A 15,516-nucleotide genomic window follows, 5' to 3' on the forward strand; every position below is an offset into this window, starting at 1 on the left:
GAACACTCGATGCCATCGTCAACCAATCCCCTTTTGCGTTTCTTTAAAACCGCTTTGCATTCGCACTGGCGCGGCGTTAACGTCTGACAAAACAGATGACGAGTGCACCCATGTCCAACCCCTCCTCCACCTCCTCCGTTGTTACCGCCGCCATGCTTGCCATCGGCGACGAACTGCTTTCGGGCCGCACCAAGGACAAGAATATCGGGCACCTCGCGGATGTGCTCACCATGTCCGGAATTGACCTGAAGGAAGTGCGCATCGTCGCCGACGAGGAGGAAGCGATCGTGGAAGCGCTGAACGCGCTGCGCAGCCGCTTTGATTATGTCTTCACATCAGGCGGCATCGGTCCGACCCATGACGACATCACAGCGGATGCGGTATCTGCGGCATTCGGCCTGCCCTGCGAACACGACGCCGAGGCGCTGCGCCTGCTCGGTGACATGTATCGCGTCCGCGAGATGGAATTCACCGAGGCGCGCAAGCGCATGGCGCGCATGCCGAGAGGTGCGACCCATATCGCCAACCCCGTTTCCGTCGCCCCCGGCTTCGTCATCGGCAATGTCCACGTCATGGCCGGCGTGCCGCAGGTGTTCCAGGCCATGCTCGACAATGTCATGCCGACGCTGCGCACCGGTGCCAAAGTCATGTCGCAGGCGGTGCGTTCGCCCTATGGCGAAGGTGATATCGGCACGCCGCTGACGGCCATCCAGAAGGCGCATCCCGAAACCAGCATCGGCTCCTATCCGAAATATGACGGGCAGCGTTTTTCGACGGAGATCGTCGTGCGCGCCCGCGACGCCGGCGTGCTGAAGGCGGCGACCGAAGCGGTTGCGGCCATGATCGAAACCATCGGCCAGGAGAAACAATTGGCCGCCAGCAAGGGCGATGCAACCGCCTGAAACGAAAAGGCCTGAAACAAAAAAGTTTGACCAAAATCAAGGTGGCCATCGGCAAAGACGGCCACTCTCCCCCTAGAAAAGACATGTCACCGAGGAGAGAGAAATGGGTTACAAAACGATACTGGCAGTGGTCGATAATGTTTCGAACACGCAGAAGCTCGGCGAATTCGTGGTGAGCCTTGCCGACCAGTTTTCCTCGCATGTGATTGGCCTGCACACGGAAACGCTGGCCGCCGTTCCGCTCGTCGCGCCGATGGAGATTCCCGATCCCGCCACCGTGCAGGCGCTGCAGGATGTGGCGCACAAGGAAACCACCGACGTCGGGACTATCTTCGAGCACACCCTGTCCGCCAATGGCATCTCGCATGAATGGCGCAGCTTCGTCACCTCGGTGGGTTACGCCTCCGCATCGGCGATCGACAGCGCGCGTTGCGCCGATCTCATCGTCGCCCGCCAGAGCAGCTCCTCGGCACTGTCAGACAGCCGCTCGGACATTGACGGCTTCCTTTATGAAAGCGGCCGCCCCGTTCTTCTCGTGCCGCATGTGCTGACCGTTGCAAAACCGATCAAGCGCGTCCTGATCGCATGGAACGGCTCGCGCGAGGCGACCCGCGCGACCTTCGACGCCCTGCCCTTCCTGAAGGCCGCAGACAGCGTCGAGATTTTCTCCGTCGATCAGGCCGAAAGCGAAACGCAGTCTTCCGGTCTTGCCGGTGCGGAACTGGCCGCCACCCTCGCCCGCCACGGCGTCAATGTCACCGTCACCTCGCAGGAAAAGATCGCAGGGATCTCGCCGCAGGCCGCGATCGAAAACCGCCTGTCGGACAACAGCATCGACCTGCTGGTCATGGGCGCTTATGGCCATTCCCGCTGGTGGGAGCTGCTGTTCGGCGGCGTGACGCGCACGCTGCTCGATTCCATGACCGCAATGACGCTGCTGTCGCGTTGAATAAGGATGCGGCGCAAACAGTGCCGCATCCCCTCCGCATCCCGCATTATACGAGCGATCACCGCTTGTTTCTTCTCCCCGCCGGGGAGAAGTCCGCGGCAGCGGGATGAGGGGGCGACAGTCGAGATATGCGATGAGGCTTTCCCCTCATCCGACCCTTCGGGCCACCTTCTCCCCGGCGGGGAGAAGAAACAGGCGGCAATCTCCCGCCCTGTCCTTTTAGCGGAAAGCTTGCCTTTTTGCCGGTCTTGCGGCTATTAGCCAAAGCCATCGACAATTTTGACCAGATGGTAGACGACATGTCCCTTCCCGATAAAGCCTTTCCCGTTTCCTGGGACCAGTTCCACCGCGACGCCCGTGCGCTTGCCTGGCGTCTTGCCGGTCTCGACAAAGAGTTCCGGGCAATCGTCTGCATCACCCGCGGCGGCCTCGTGCCGGCGGCGATCATCTCACGCGAACTCAACATCCGCATGATCGACACGGTGTGCATCGCCACCCGCCACGATTACGTCAACCAGGGCGATACGGTTCTGCTGAAGGGCGTAGCGCCGGAGCTGATGTCCGACAGCGGCGAAGGCGTGCTCGTCGTCGACGATCTGACCGACACCGGCAAGACGGCGCTGGAAGTGCGTGAAATGCTGCCGAAGGCGCATTTCGCCTGTGTTTACGCCAAGCCGAAGGGCGTGCCGACCATCGACACCTTCGTCACCGAAGTCAGCCAGGATACCTGGATTTATTTTCCCTGGGACATGGGCTTCACCTATCAGGAGCCGATCGCCAAGGGATCGCGCGGCTGATTGCCGGCCGCCATTAGAAAACCGGACAGGAAAAACCGCCCCGCCGAGGGCGGTTTTTTTGGGAGAAAAGCCTTCTTTGACGACGGCGGAAAAACACGGAAAAACCGCAGTGTCGCCATTATGCCTCACCCCGGAAATGCGGGGTTTTGCCTTTCCGTTGCGGAAACCAGCCTCGCGCAAGCTTCAAATTTTCCCGCCAAGTCACTGATTTTTCTAATCGCTTTTGCTATCCCCGTTTTCCACAGGCACTTCACACAATATCTTGTGGTTAAAAATGGGTTTCAATCTATGGCTTGACGAATCTGTGCCGCGAGAGGAAAGTGACATTTATGTTGCGGCGGCAACGGACCGGAAAGTAACGAGGCCGGTTCCTCTCCATCTTCAGCGCGCATGTCCAAACGGCGGTCCCGACCATGAGGGGGCGGTTCGCCGCAGGCTTTTGCGCGCCTTTCGGAAACCGCCAAAAACATGACGCGGGGACTGGCGGCAGGAAGCTGTTGATACTATATTTAGTATTCCATGACATGCTTGCAGCCGAATAAGCCACGAGATACAGGGATTACATCCAAGGATGAACATCCCTTACAGATCGGCAACAACCGGCTGCGCGAAGGCATCGCACGGCTGGACCGGATTTTTGCGCCCTTCACCGGGCGCCCAATGGACGAGGACAGAAACCATGCGCATTGAACGCCGCTTCACGAAGCCCGGCCAATCGCCTTACGCGGAGATCGACTTCCGCAAGGCCGTCAGTGAAATCAAGAACCCGGATGGATCGATCGTGTTCCGTCTGGCTGACATCGACGTTCCCGCGCAGTTTTCCCAGGTTGCCACAGACGTTCTGGCGCAGAAATATTTCCGCAAGGCCGGTGTGCCGAAGTTCCTGAAGAAGGTCGAGGAAAACGACGTTCCTTCCTTCCTGTGGCGCTCCGTTCCCGATGAAAAGGCGTTGAAGGACGTTCCGGAAGCCGAACGTTTCGGCTCCGAGACCGATGCGCGTCAGGTTTTCGACCGTCTGGCCGGCACCTGGGCCTATTGGGGCTGGAAGGGCAAATATTTCTCGTCCGAAGAAGATGCCCTCGCCTTCCGCGACGAGCTTGCCTATATGCTCGCCACCCAGCGCGTTGCGCCGAACTCCCCGCAATGGTTCAACACCGGCCTGCACTGGGCCTATGGCATTGATGGCCCCGGCCAGGGCCATTTCTATGTCGATCCCTTCACCGGCAAGCTGACCAAGTCCAAATCCGCTTACGAACATCCGCAGCCGCATGCCTGCTTCATCCAGTCCGTCGAAGACGACCTCGTCAACGAAGGCGGCATCATGGACCTGTGGGTACGTGAAGCGCGCCTGTTCAAATATGGTTCCGGCACCGGCTCCAACTTCTCCTATCTGCGCGGCGAAGGCGAAAAGCTCTCCGGCGGCGGCCGCTCCTCCGGCCTGATGAGCTTCCTCAAGATCGGCGATCGCGCAGCCGGCGCCATCAAGTCCGGCGGCACCACCCGCCGCGCCGCCAAGATGGTGGTTGTTGATGCCGACCATCCCGATATCGAAGCCTATATCGACTGGAAGGTGAACGAGGAGCAGAAGGTTGCTGCTCTCGTGACCGGCTCCAAGATCGTCGCCAAGCACCTGAAGGCGATCATGAAGGCCTGCGTCAATTGCGAAGCTGACAATGGTGACTGCTTCGACCCGGCCAAGAACCCTGCCCTGAAGCGCGAAATCCGCGCCGCCAAAAAGGACATGGTGCCGGAAAACTACGTCAAGCGCGTCATCCAGTTCGCCGAACAGGGTTACAAGGACATTCAGTTCAAGACCTATGACACGGATTGGGATTCGGAAGCCTACCTCACGGTTTCAGGCCAGAACTCCAATAACTCCGTCTCGCTGAAGGACGACTTCCTGCGCGCTGTCGAAAATGACGGTGACTGGAACCTCACCGCCCGCAAGGACGGCAAGGTGATGAAGACGCTGAAGGCCCGCGACCTCTGGGAAAAGATTTCCCACGCCGCCTGGGCGTCGGCCGATCCGGGCCTGCACTTCAACACCACCATGAACGACTGGCACACCTCGCCGGCCGAAGGCCCGATCCGCGCTTCGAACCCGTGCTCGGAATACATGTTCCTCGACGACACGGCCTGCAACCTTGCCTCGCTGAACCTCTTGCAGTTCAAGGATCAGGCGACGAAGCGCATCGACATCGCCGACTATGAACATGCCGTCCGCCTGTGGACCGTTGTGCTCGAAGTTTCCGTGATGATGGCGCAGTTCCCGTCGCGCCAGATTGCCGAACGCTCCTATGAATACCGCACGCTTGGTCTCGGTTACGCCAATATCGGCGGCCTGCTGATGTCGTCGGGCATTCCCTATGACAGCGATGAGGGCCGCGCCATTGCCGGTGCACTGACCGCGATCATGACCGGTGTCTCCTACGCAACTTCGGCTGAAATGGCCGGCGAGCTTGGCCCCTTCCCGAGCTTTGCGCCGAACCGCGACAACATGCTGCGCGTCATTCGCAACCACCGCCGCGCCGCCCATGGCCTGTCGGATGGTTATGAGGGCCTTTCGGTCAACCCGGTTGCACTCATCCACGCCGATTGCACGGATCAGGACCTCATCGCCCATGCGACAGCCGCCTGGGACAAGGCGCTGGAACTTGGCGAAAAGAACGGCTACCGCAACGCCCAGACGACAGTTATCGCGCCGACCGGCACGATCGGCCTCGTGATGGATTGCGACACGACCGGCATCGAGCCCGACTTCGCGCTGGTGAAGTTCAAGAAGCTCGCCGGCGGCGGTTACTTCAAGATCATCAACCGCGCGGTTCCGGATGCCCTGCGTTCGCTCGGTTACTCCGAAAGCCAGATCGCCGAGATCGAGGCCTATGCCGTCGGCCATGGCAATCTCAACCAGGCGCCGGCAATCAACCCCTCGACGCTGAAGGCCAAGGGCTTCACCGATGAGAAGATCGAAGCCGTCAACGCTGCGCTGAAGAGCGCCTTCGACATCAAGTTCGTCTTCAACCAGTGGACGCTCGGCGCTGACTTCCTCAAGGAGACGCTCAAGGTTTCCGACGAGCAGCTCTCCGACATGAGCTTCAACCTGCTCGAGCATCTCGGCTTTGCCAAGAAGGACATCGAAGCGGCGAACGTTCACGTCTGCGGCGCGATGACGCTGGAAGGCGCACCGTTCCTGAAGAACGAGCACCTGCCGGTATTCGATTGCGCTAACCCCTGCGGCAAGATCGGCAAGCGTTACCTCTCGGTCGAATCGCACATCCGCATGATGGCGGCGGCACAGCCCTTCATCTCGGGTGCAATCTCCAAGACGATCAACATGCCGAATGACGCGACGGTGGAAGATTGCGGCGCAGCCTACATGCTGTCGTGGAAGCTGGCGCTGAAAGCCAACGCCCTTTACCGCGATGGTTCCAAGCTTTCCCAGCCGCTCAACGCCTCGCTGGTGGAAGACGAGGGCGACGAAGATTTCGTCGAGGAACTGGTCCAGCAGCCGCTCGCACAGCAGGCCGTGACGATCACCGAAAAGATCGTCGAACGCGTCATCGAGCGTGTCTCGCGCGAGCGTGAAAAGCTGCCGAACCGCCGTCAGGGTTACACCCAGAAGGCAACGGTCGGCGGTCACAAGGTGTATCTGCGCACCGGTGAATTCGGTGACGGCCGCATCGGCGAAATCTTCATCGACATGCACAAGGAAGGCGCCGCTTTCCGTGCGATGATGAACAACTTCGCCATCGCCATCTCGCTCGGCCTGCAATATGGCGTGCCGCTGGAGGAATATGTGGAGGCCTTCACCTTCACCAAGTTCGAACCGGCCGGCATGGTGCAGGGCAACGACGCGATCAAGAATGCCACGTCGATCCTCGACTACGTGTTCCGCGAACTCGCCGTCTCCTATCTCGGCCGCCACGATCTCGCCCATGTCGATACGTCTGACTTCTCCAATACCGCACTCGGCAAGGGTATCCAGGAAGGCAAGACCAATCTGCTCTCCACCGGCTGGACACGCGGTTACAAGCCGACGCTGGTTTCCAGCAACGAAGGCGAACGCGCCGGTTCCGAACCCAAGGGCTCGGCAACGGCAGCCCCTGCCCGCGCGTCGGCCAACGTGACCTCGTTTGCAGGCTCCGCCGCCCGCAAGCTGGAACCGACAGTCGCGATTTCCACCTCGGAAATCGTCTCCTTCAAGCGCGATTATGAAGAGCGCGCCAAGGAACTGGCGGAAGAGATTGCCGAAGAGGTAATCGACGACGTGGTCCAGGAAACCAAGCAGACCGCCACCGCCCTCTTCTCCGACAAGGCCGCCGCAGACGCTGCATCGGCCAAGGCGGAAGCCAAGAAGAAGGAAAACGAACGCCGCATGCGCTCGATTGCACAGGGCTATACCGGCAACATGTGCTCGGAATGCCAGAACTTCACGATGGTGCGGAATGGCACTTGCGAGAAGTGCGATACCTGCGGTGCGACGAGCGGCTGCAGCTAAGTAAGGGCAACAAGGTTTCTCAGAATTGAGAAACCAATCCTAGTACTGGCCAAATTGTCCTAGTACTGGCCATTTTGGAAACTGAAACTGGCCAACACCTCAAATGATTATTTCCGGGCACTTTCAGTGCCCGGAAAATGCCTAACAGAACAAACAGTGAAACAATCGCGTAAGTTGGACACCGTCCAAAGCACACGGAAATCCTGGAGTTGAGTAGCAATGGCAAATAGCTGGAAGCACGACCGCGCCAAAACTGCAATCGACGCGCGCATCAAGGATGTCGAAAACGTAACGGTGGTCGACTACACGCGAACCACCTCACTTCAGTCGATTCCAACGAACAAGGCCTATCGCCTGGACGGCGTTCATCTCTATATCGACATCGTCAACTTCGAAGAGATGCTCTGGTCGACGGATACCGAAGGAGAGACCTCCCACAAGCGCGCGCTCCGTTTCCTGAATCTCCATTACCGAGCAGTGCACCGCATCTTAGCCGACGCAGATGCTATCCGGGTGGACTTCCATAACCAGCGTCTGCACGCCGTCATCGCCAAGCCTTACGGAACGGATGCGGCGGGTGACCGCGTGGACCGCGCGGTGGCGATAGCCAAGCTGATCGTGGATGTTCTTGCCGAAACCGGCGACGATGACGAGAATATCCCTAATGCGAAAGCGCGCGTCGGCATCGACACTGGAAAGGCGCTGGCCGTAAACAACGGGCGCAATGGCTACCGCGAGCCGCTTTTTCTCGGTCGCCCGGCAAACATCGCCGCAAAGCTCGCGTCGAACAATAAGGCGATCGGAATCTATATGAGCAACGACGCCCGCGATGCGATCGATCTCGACACCGTAGATGTGCCTGCAAAGACGAAGCTCACGGACGATGAAATCGCACACTGCGAAGACAATGCCCAGCTCGGCCTGAGCAAGGAATCGATCGTAAGGGAGTGGAGAAAGGACAACGAGAACAACCCCATCGGAGCCTTCTCCTTCTCTCGAGCGACACCCCCCTTGAAGAACCTGGATATCACCGTTCTTACGCCGGGTAACTCTCGCCGTATGGACATGGTCTCGGTCTACGCCGATGTGGATAATTTCACCGCTTATGTCGACTCCCACATCGACGATGACGCGGAAGATGTCGTCCGCTGCCTTCATGTGATCCGCGCAGAACTTGATCGTGTTCTCACCTCGGATTTCTCCGGACGCCGGATTCGCTTCATCGGCGACTGCGTCCATGGTCACATTCTTGAGGGCACCGCCTACACCACCGATACCGATGCCACCATCTCCACTGCAGTACTTTGTGCTGGCGGACTTCGCAGCAGTTTCGATCTTGCTCTCGAACGCCTTCAGGATAACGGCGTGGACACAGACGATCTGGGCCTAGCCATCGGCTTTGACTTTGGCCCGGGTTCGATCACGCGCCTTGGAATGCAGGGGAGCCGCGTTCGGTGCTCCGCCGGGCGCTCGGTGCTGCTGTCCGAGGCCGAACAGAAGCGGTGCGATGGAACGCAAACGGCAATCGGCCAGCCGGCCTACGATGAGGGACCGTCTTCGGTACGGAAGCTCTTCGGGTCGTCCCGCCGGGTCGCGAACCTGACCTACGATGTCGCACTCGAAGCACTTGCCGCCGAGGATGATTCCACAGCAAAGGCGGCGCGGGCCGTGCTCTATGCGGCGGCGAGTCCTGCCATCGCTCGAGCGGCAGAGACACCTTTCCGCCCGCATGCGAAGATCGATTGAGGCCAGCGTTGTCGCCTATCGAACATCTTCACAGCGTGGCCCATAAGAACCACGCCCGGCTCATCTCTGGCAATGACGAACGAGCGATATACGGCGTCCGTCCGCCCAGCGCATCCGGCGCCCCCTCATCCGAGTTCATCCTAGAAATCTCACGGGAGGGAGAGACGGTGTCGGTAAGAGAGGCGGAGGCGACCCTCCTGCCGTCTTTCTGTGCAGAGCGGCACATCAATCCAGGCGGTACGTTCTGCCTCTACTGGGGTGAAGTTGAACCAACGCAGATCAAGGACCACGAGGATGCGGAGGCTTGGTGGGGTAAGCTTCTAACCTTTCTGCTCCGCCAACGTTCAGCAGCCGTGCTACGGCGCTGGCCGGGCAAGGCTGACGCTCGCGCGCATGGTTCGGAGGCTGCGCGTTTCCAGGCGATGGCGGAGGAGAATGCCGAGGCACTTGGTCCCAGGTTCGTGGCCTTACTGAGAGACGATCGCCTTCGTTTGGGGCGCGGGCGCCGCCGGGAGCGTATCGCACTTCTCCAGGACGGCCGACGCGTGGTCACCGTCGTGCCCACCGTGCGACGTGTGATGACTCTGCGTCAAAGATGCAAATGCGAACATGCTGATATTCGTCGTCTCCCGCTGGCCTCCTGTGGTGATCACGCGCGCCTGCTTGCCGAACTCGTCCTTAACATGGACGGCTGGCGAAAAGCAGAAGCCGACTTCTACACGTATTTACGCGCCGCCAGTCAGGTCTGCTGCGGCACAATGGACGATTGCCCGCTTGCACGGATTTCCGGCTGAGGAAAAGAGGATGGCCAAGAACGACCAACAGGAAGCATATGAGAAGCTGCTCTCGGCCAACCACGGCAGGATGATCGACTTCGCCAAATTTGCCGAGGCCAAGAATGCTGCCCTCCTCACCTTCTGCTCCGTCTGGATGGGAGCAATCATCACGCTCCTACGGGCTCCGCAAGAACTGCCTCTCGGCTACAACCACGCCTTTAGAGCGGCCCTGCCCCTTCTCTTCATCGCCGCCATGATCAGCCTGAAATCCCTGATGCCCAAGTTTCTCGACCAGATGCATAAGCGCGAGGACGATTACAAGAACCTTCTTTATTTCGGTGACATCGCCAAGGGAGGAACGAAGGACTATCCAGATATGGCAGCCGATCTCTACATGCCAACCGGTAACGACTCAGCGACCGCTACCTACCTCCGTGATCTGTCGGTACAGACCGCGATCCATGCGAAGATCGCCCATCGGAAGTTCCGAATGTTCAACTGGGCCGGATCCCTGGTTCTGACCGCTTTCGCAATCATGACGATTCCTCCGCTGATCTTCTGTATCCGCTGGGCAATCAGCCAATTGCATTGCTGAGGGGTATCACGATGACGATAGCCGACGATATCAGAGGCAATGCCAGCACGACCTTTCGTACTAACTGGAACGTGCGTGAAGGAACGACCGTACCGGAGCCAGCGGACCTCAAACTTTCGAATGACGCCGTACATCTGAAAACCGCCACGATACTGTACGCGGATCTGGACGGCTCCACGAATCTCGTTGAAAAGAAAACTTGGCAGTTCGCAGGCGAAGTCTACAAGACCTTCCTCTATGCGACCTCACGCCTAATCCGCAAGCATGGCGGGACCATCGTTTCCTATGATGGCGACCGCGTGATGGGCATCTTCATTTCAAACAGGCAACGCAATGTTGCGGTCTCCTGCGCGCTTGAAATCAACTATGCGATCAAAAACATCGTGCAGCCGGAGTTGAGCAAGCAATACAAGACCGACTTCAAAATCCGGCACATCGTCGGCGTGGATACTTCCGAAATCAAAGCTGCAAGGACCGGTGTCCGCGGCGACAATGATATTGTCTGGATCGGGAATGCGGCCAATCTTGCCGCCAAGCTTACGGCGCTCAACGCGGATCAGCCGACATGGATTACCAAACGGGTATACGACTACCTTGAGGACGGCCAGAAGAATGGTCCTCAGGGAGAAAACATATGGAAGTCGTGGAACTGGTCACAGCACAATAACGATGCGATTTGGTCAACGACCTACTGGAGGAGCTTCTCTTGAGCAGGATGCTTGAACGTTTTCAAGGCGACGAAGGTAGGGATCTGAGAATCGAGGCATTCCTATCTCAGACGATCGTCGGCCGTGATACCTCGTTGGCCGAAGAACTAGCAGATCTCGCAGAGTTGCTGGAATACGATACTGGGCAGACACTGATCGAGCAGAATGCCGAGGACAATGATATCTTCCTGATCGTATCCGGATCTTTCGGCATCCACGTAAACGGCCGCCGCATCGGCGCGCGGGGACGTGGGGATCACGTCGGTGAGATGGCAGCAGTGGAACCGACGCAACGCCGATCCGCAACCGTGGTCGCAGACGAGCCGTCGATCGTCGGCAAACTGACCTCTCAGCAGTTCGCATCACTTGGCAAAAAGTACCCTGATATCTACAAGCAGATCGCCCGCGCACTTTCACGTAGGCTTCTGGAACGGAACAAGCATGTCGGTGCTTTCAGAGAGAAAACACGCGTTTTCATCATCTCCTCCGCCGAGGCACGGCATGTAGCCCGTCTTGTCCGCAACGCATTCGAACACGATACCGAAACGATCCTAGCCACCCTGTGGACAGATGACGTCTTCAAGGTCGCAAACTACACCCTTCAAGATCTCGAAGCTCAGATCGACGACTCGGATTTCGCAGTTGCGATAGCCCACGCAGACGATCTCACCGAGAGCCGTGGAAAGCCATGGCCGAGTCCTCGAGACAACGTCGTGTTCGAACTCGGACTGTTCATGGGAAGGCTGGGCAGGCAGCGCGCAATCCTCATGGAACCGCGCGATGAGAAAGTGAAACTCCCCAGCGATATGAGTGGCATTACGACGATCCCCTACAGGTACGAGGGCGGCCAGGATACAGCCGCGCTCATGGCTCCAGCTTGCGACAGGCTCCGCGCCCACATTCTCAAGCTAGGACCGTTCAATGGATAGCTCTCGAAACAAGCCTAACGCCCCTTCTGATTGTGCCGGACTGCCGGAACAGACTTGTGCTTGCTCTTTTCTTGCCCGATATTCCGAACCAGCTAACCTATGAGTGTTGCGTAGATTCCATGTTTTCGGAGCGAGCCTCTCAACGGAGGAGAACCTCGATTAGTTGTTGAACCGATTAAAGCTGACGAATGCCGGGGAAAGCCAGATTTAACTGCGGAGGCCTTGGTCGGGGGGCGGCAATTGCCATTTTACATTCGAAAATCGGTTTCAGCGGGACCGTTTCGCTTCAACTTTTCCAAGGGCGGGGTCGGCGTTTCCGTTGGCATCAAGGGCCTTCGGATTGGAACAGGTCCACGCGGGCATTACATCCACGCAGGCCGCGGTGGTCTCTATTATCGCGCCACGCTGGGCAACGCTGGACGGAGTCGATCATCGGGAGTCGCTCCCTATAAGCCTTCCCCTGATGTGACCTTCGACAACAGCGACGTCACGATGACCGAGATCGAGTCCGGCGACGTCATGTACATGCAGGACGAGTCGTTCTCGGAACTCCTCAATGAGATAAACTCGAAGGCTGGGCAAACGCGGATGTCCGCCGCTTTGATGTGGACGGCTGCGGGCATCGGTGCATTTGCAGGCCTAGCGTCCGGAGGCCCAGGATTGTTGCTTTGCGCACTGGCACTTCCAGGCTGGGCGATCGGCAAGTGGTTAGACTCGTACCGAAGAACCACCGTTCTCTATTACGATCTCGAAGGCGATGCGGAGTCAGCGTACAATCATCTTGTGCAAGGATTTGACGGCCTCAACGGATGCGCTGCGAAATGGCACATCGAGGCCGGGGGCGCAGTTCAAAACCTCACCGCTTGGAAGCGCAACGCGGGAGCGTCCCACCTCGTCAACAGGAAAGCAACCACCCTCGCCTACAGCCTTCCTTCGGTTATCAAGAGCAACGTGACACCTCCTGCCCTTCATGTGGGCAAGCAGATCATGTTCTTCATGCCCGACATCGTCCTTGTCCAGGACGGCGGCCGGGTCGGTGCCGTGAACTACGTCAATCTAAACATCAAGTGGCAGGATTCCAGATTCATCGAAACCGAGCGCGTACCGAGCGACGCGAAGATCGTAGATTACACCTGGAAGCATCCAAACAAGAGCGGCGGTCCCGACCGCCGTTTCAAGGACAACCGGCAGATCCCCGTTTGTCTTTACGAGGCAATCCATTTCACGAGCAACAGCGGCGTGAACGAACTCGTCGAATTTTCCCGGATAGGAGTTGCAGACTCTTTTGCAGATGGCTGCCGGAAGCTGGCGACACTACCGCGAGAACGTACCATCGAACGGCCCTCGGCACCTGCAAACGATGTGGTAGAAGCAGCACCTATCGTTGAACCAGTGCGGAAGCGCAATCGTCTCAGGACCGCAGCCTTCACGATACTGGGGCTTACTCTTGGGCTTCCCGCGCTCGCCCTCGTTATCGGGTCGGGGAAACAGAAATCTGACACAGGCCTGCAGCCGAACCTGGTGCTGGAGACTTCCGGAACCTTATCTGCAGATACGGCGGCCTCCTCTGCCCAAGGCGCAAATCCTCCACTGCTTCAATCGACAGATGCTCTCGCGACGCCGGTATCGACCTCTCCTGCCCCTACTGCGTCGGCGATGACGAGCGAGGCCAGGCGGGAAGATCTGGCCATCGCGCCTATGGCCGGGTCGAATGGCTCGTCAACGCGGTCCGGACCTGCACGGCCCACAACGTTATGATCGTCACATCCGACAACGTGCCGCCACCGACGTTTCTGCACGACTTCGCTGCCAACCTGGCAAACGAGAGGACAGGCGAAGCTGGTATCGTGATCCCCCAGCCGATGGAACCCGACAGTCTTCAAAGACACGTCGAGGTCCGCCTTCGCTCTGCGACGACCACGTCGCGGTGGCTGGACTCCATGCCACTGCATGTCGCCATCCGATTGTGCGAGACAGTCGGCGCCTCTGAAAGAAACGGCCTCCGGTTCCGCAGCGACAAGCTCGATTCCGCGGAATGGTCGGCCTGCGCCGGCACCGGGCACGACCTTCTCTGCGGCGGCGAGGCGGATTTCCGTAATTGGCTGGAAAAACTCCTGTCAAATTTCGCGCTTGGACGAAGCGACATGGGCGGCCGCGTGTTGTTCGGCCGTCTCTACGAGCGGCTTGCGCACGAGACCGACGATCCAGCGTTCGACCCAATCCGGGACATCATGCGAGACGTCGCCCTGTGCAGCCTCCCGCTTGGCCCCGGCGACGACTTCTTCGGACCCCTCACAGACAGACGACTGCACTCGGTACAGTCCGCGTCACGGCAATTTGGGATCCATCCCAAACGGCTTCGCAAGCTGCTCGTGAACTCGGGGACGATCCCGGCGGAAGACGTGGCGAAGACGTTCGAACGGATCCTGCTGCCTGCGCCCGACATGGAGAAGTTCGTGGCAGAAGCACAAGCGGGCCTGGACGTTCCCGAGGCGAAGATCAGGCTCGGTGTCAGCAGGGTCCAGTTCGACATCCTCATCGAACATCGCCTGATCGTTCCCGTGGCCGGAGATCGGTCCGCCAGCGAGTGCATCAGTGTGGACCGTAGCTTCGCTCCGGACGATCTCGATGACCTTCTTGGAAGGCTTCGGGCAAGCGTGACTATGGAGCCGAGGTCTGAGATGGTCGAAATCGCGGCGGCATGCCGGCGAACGAACTGCCAGTTCATGGAGATCATGGAGATGCTCCTGAACCGCTCGCTCAAGAACGTCGCCATTGAACCTGGTCACCAGGGCATTGCAGGGTTCAGACTTGACGTCGACGAAGTCCGGCAGATGACGGCGGGCGAAGATCATGGTTGCCACGCGGTATCGGAGCTGCAAAGTCTGATCCCAGCGTCTTTCCGGATCGTGTCCGGGCTGCTCTCGGGCGGATGGATCGCGACCGTCGAGCGCAGACACCCGACGAAGCGGTATATTCAAAAAGTCGTGGAGCCGGAAACACTTGCCAAGTTCAAGGAAGAGTTCGTCTCGTTAGGCAATCTGGCCAGCAGCAGGAGGACACGAACCTGGAGCCTGAAGAGGCAACTCGAGCAACGGTCCATCGAACCGAAATTCATCGTTGCCGAGATGCCTTTCTACAGCCGCGCAGATCTGACTGATCTGTAATATTTTTCATCTTTGATGCATTCCAAGCCGGGCGTTCCGCCCGGCTTTTTGTTTGATCGGTTATTTGGCCAAATCTGTAAGCGGCGTTCTGAGACCACGGTGTTTTTTATGAAGTACCGACATCTCACCTCATGAAGGTGTTAACGGTTTCATTGATAACCTATGTTCATGTCATACAAGCACTGCTAACTAAACGTACTGGTTATGCTTAGACGAAACGGCCTCGCATGCAGTTTTTTTTCATCAGATTCTTGATATTTGCCTCTTTAATTTCACTGACGGCTGTCTGGGCTCACGGCTTGGAGGGCGTTAAAACGAATCCTGATGGGGTTATATTCAATGTTTTATTCTACAGTATTTCGGGGTCAATCGCCTATTTCATCGTTCTTTTTCTGGCGTCATTTCTAGCCACAATAATCACTTCGAAGAACAATTTTCCTTTGAACTTCC

The 15,516-nt window shown here is 58.3% G+C and carries 12 protein-coding genes; all 12 read left to right on the forward strand.

Going from position 1 to position 15,516, the window contains the following annotated elements:
- The first annotated feature begins 110 nt into the window (after positions 1 to 110).
- The 12 genes from MRBLRC7O_RS06945 (at position 111) to MRBLRC7O_RS07000 (ending at position 15,066) form a co-directional block, all read left to right on the forward strand.
- Positions 111 to 902: a competence/damage-inducible protein A gene (locus MRBLRC7O_RS06945; RefSeq protein WP_080866189.1), complete on the forward strand. Its 792-nt coding sequence runs from the start codon at positions 111 to 113 to the stop codon at positions 900 to 902.
- A 103-nt stretch (positions 903 to 1,005) separates the two neighbouring features.
- Positions 1,006 to 1,851, forward strand: a complete 846-nt coding sequence (locus MRBLRC7O_RS06950; RefSeq protein WP_080866190.1) for a universal stress protein — start codon at positions 1,006 to 1,008, stop codon at positions 1,849 to 1,851.
- A gap of 299 nt (positions 1,852 to 2,150) precedes the next feature.
- Entirely contained in the window at positions 2,151 to 2,648 is a 498-nt protein-coding gene (gene gpt, locus MRBLRC7O_RS06955; RefSeq protein WP_003508098.1) for a xanthine phosphoribosyltransferase, read from the forward strand.
- Positions 2,649 to 2,945, forward strand: a complete 297-nt coding sequence (locus MRBLRC7O_RS06960; RefSeq protein ID WP_143242732.1) for a hypothetical protein — start codon at positions 2,649 to 2,651, stop codon at positions 2,943 to 2,945.
- Positions 2,946 to 3,327: 382 nt separating this feature from the next.
- Positions 3,328 to 7,146, forward strand: coding sequence for a vitamin B12-dependent ribonucleotide reductase (locus MRBLRC7O_RS06965; RefSeq protein WP_111820724.1), 3,819 nt, complete (start codon positions 3,328 to 3,330; stop codon positions 7,144 to 7,146).
- A 219-nt stretch (positions 7,147 to 7,365) separates the two neighbouring features.
- Positions 7,366 to 8,892, forward strand: coding sequence for a nucleotidyl cyclase domain-containing protein (locus MRBLRC7O_RS06970; RefSeq protein WP_080866192.1), 1,527 nt, complete (start codon positions 7,366 to 7,368; stop codon positions 8,890 to 8,892).
- Positions 8,893 to 8,900: 8 nt separating this feature from the next.
- Positions 8,901 to 9,686: an E2 domain-associated cysteine-rich protein gene (locus MRBLRC7O_RS06975; protein WP_143242733.1), complete on the forward strand. Its 786-nt coding sequence runs from the start codon at positions 8,901 to 8,903 to the stop codon at positions 9,684 to 9,686.
- 10 nt (positions 9,687 to 9,696) lie between these two features.
- Complete coding sequence (locus MRBLRC7O_RS06980; RefSeq protein WP_080866194.1) at positions 9,697 to 10,263, forward strand: Pycsar system effector family protein; 567 nt, start codon at positions 9,697 to 9,699, stop codon at positions 10,261 to 10,263.
- 11 nt (positions 10,264 to 10,274) lie between these two features.
- The gene (locus tag MRBLRC7O_RS06985; protein ID WP_080866195.1) at positions 10,275 to 10,973 is read left to right on the forward strand and encodes an adenylate/guanylate cyclase domain-containing protein; all 699 of its coding nucleotides are present in this window, start codon (positions 10,275 to 10,277) and stop codon (positions 10,971 to 10,973) included.
- A 5-nt stretch (positions 10,974 to 10,978) separates the two neighbouring features.
- Positions 10,979 to 11,899 carry a TIR domain-containing protein gene (locus tag MRBLRC7O_RS06990; RefSeq protein WP_080866196.1) on the forward strand — a complete coding sequence of 307 codons (921 nt, stop codon included), beginning with the start codon at positions 10,979 to 10,981 and terminating at the stop codon, positions 11,897 to 11,899.
- Between the two features lie 240 nt (positions 11,900 to 12,139).
- On the forward strand, positions 12,140 to 13,657 hold the full coding sequence (locus MRBLRC7O_RS06995) for a DUF4236 domain-containing protein (RefSeq protein WP_111820730.1): 1,518 nt from the start codon (positions 12,140 to 12,142) through the stop codon (positions 13,655 to 13,657).
- Positions 13,654 to 15,066, forward strand: coding sequence for a hypothetical protein (locus MRBLRC7O_RS07000; protein WP_367727403.1), 1,413 nt, complete (start codon positions 13,654 to 13,656; stop codon positions 15,064 to 15,066). The genes MRBLRC7O_RS06995 and MRBLRC7O_RS07000 overlap by 4 nt, the downstream gene beginning before the upstream one ends.
- Positions 15,067 to 15,516 lie beyond the last annotated feature (450 nt).

This window comes from Agrobacterium radiobacter (assembly GCF_040801995.1).
Classification (GTDB): domain Bacteria; phylum Pseudomonadota; class Alphaproteobacteria; order Rhizobiales; family Rhizobiaceae; genus Agrobacterium; species Agrobacterium radiobacter.

Coding starts and splice junctions, on each gene's coding strand:
- MRBLRC7O_RS06985 (WP_080866195.1), top strand. CDS start 10,275: ATGACGATAGCCGACGATATCAGAGGCAATGCCAGCACGACCTTTCGT.
- MRBLRC7O_RS06965 (WP_111820724.1), top strand. CDS start 3,328: ATGCGCATTGAACGCCGCTTCACGAAGCCCGGCCAATCGCCTTACGCG.
- MRBLRC7O_RS06950 (WP_080866190.1), top strand. CDS start 1,006: ATGGGTTACAAAACGATACTGGCAGTGGTCGATAATGTTTCGAACACG.
- MRBLRC7O_RS06980 (WP_080866194.1), top strand. CDS start 9,697: ATGGCCAAGAACGACCAACAGGAAGCATATGAGAAGCTGCTCTCGGCC.
- gpt (WP_003508098.1), top strand. CDS start 2,151: ATGTCCCTTCCCGATAAAGCCTTTCCCGTTTCCTGGGACCAGTTCCAC.
- MRBLRC7O_RS06970 (WP_080866192.1), top strand. CDS start 7,366: ATGGCAAATAGCTGGAAGCACGACCGCGCCAAAACTGCAATCGACGCG.
- MRBLRC7O_RS06990 (WP_080866196.1), top strand. CDS start 10,979: ATGCTTGAACGTTTTCAAGGCGACGAAGGTAGGGATCTGAGAATCGAG.
- MRBLRC7O_RS06945 (WP_080866189.1), top strand. CDS start 111: ATGTCCAACCCCTCCTCCACCTCCTCCGTTGTTACCGCCGCCATGCTT.
- MRBLRC7O_RS07000 (WP_367727403.1), top strand. CDS start 13,654: ATGATCGTCACATCCGACAACGTGCCGCCACCGACGTTTCTGCACGAC.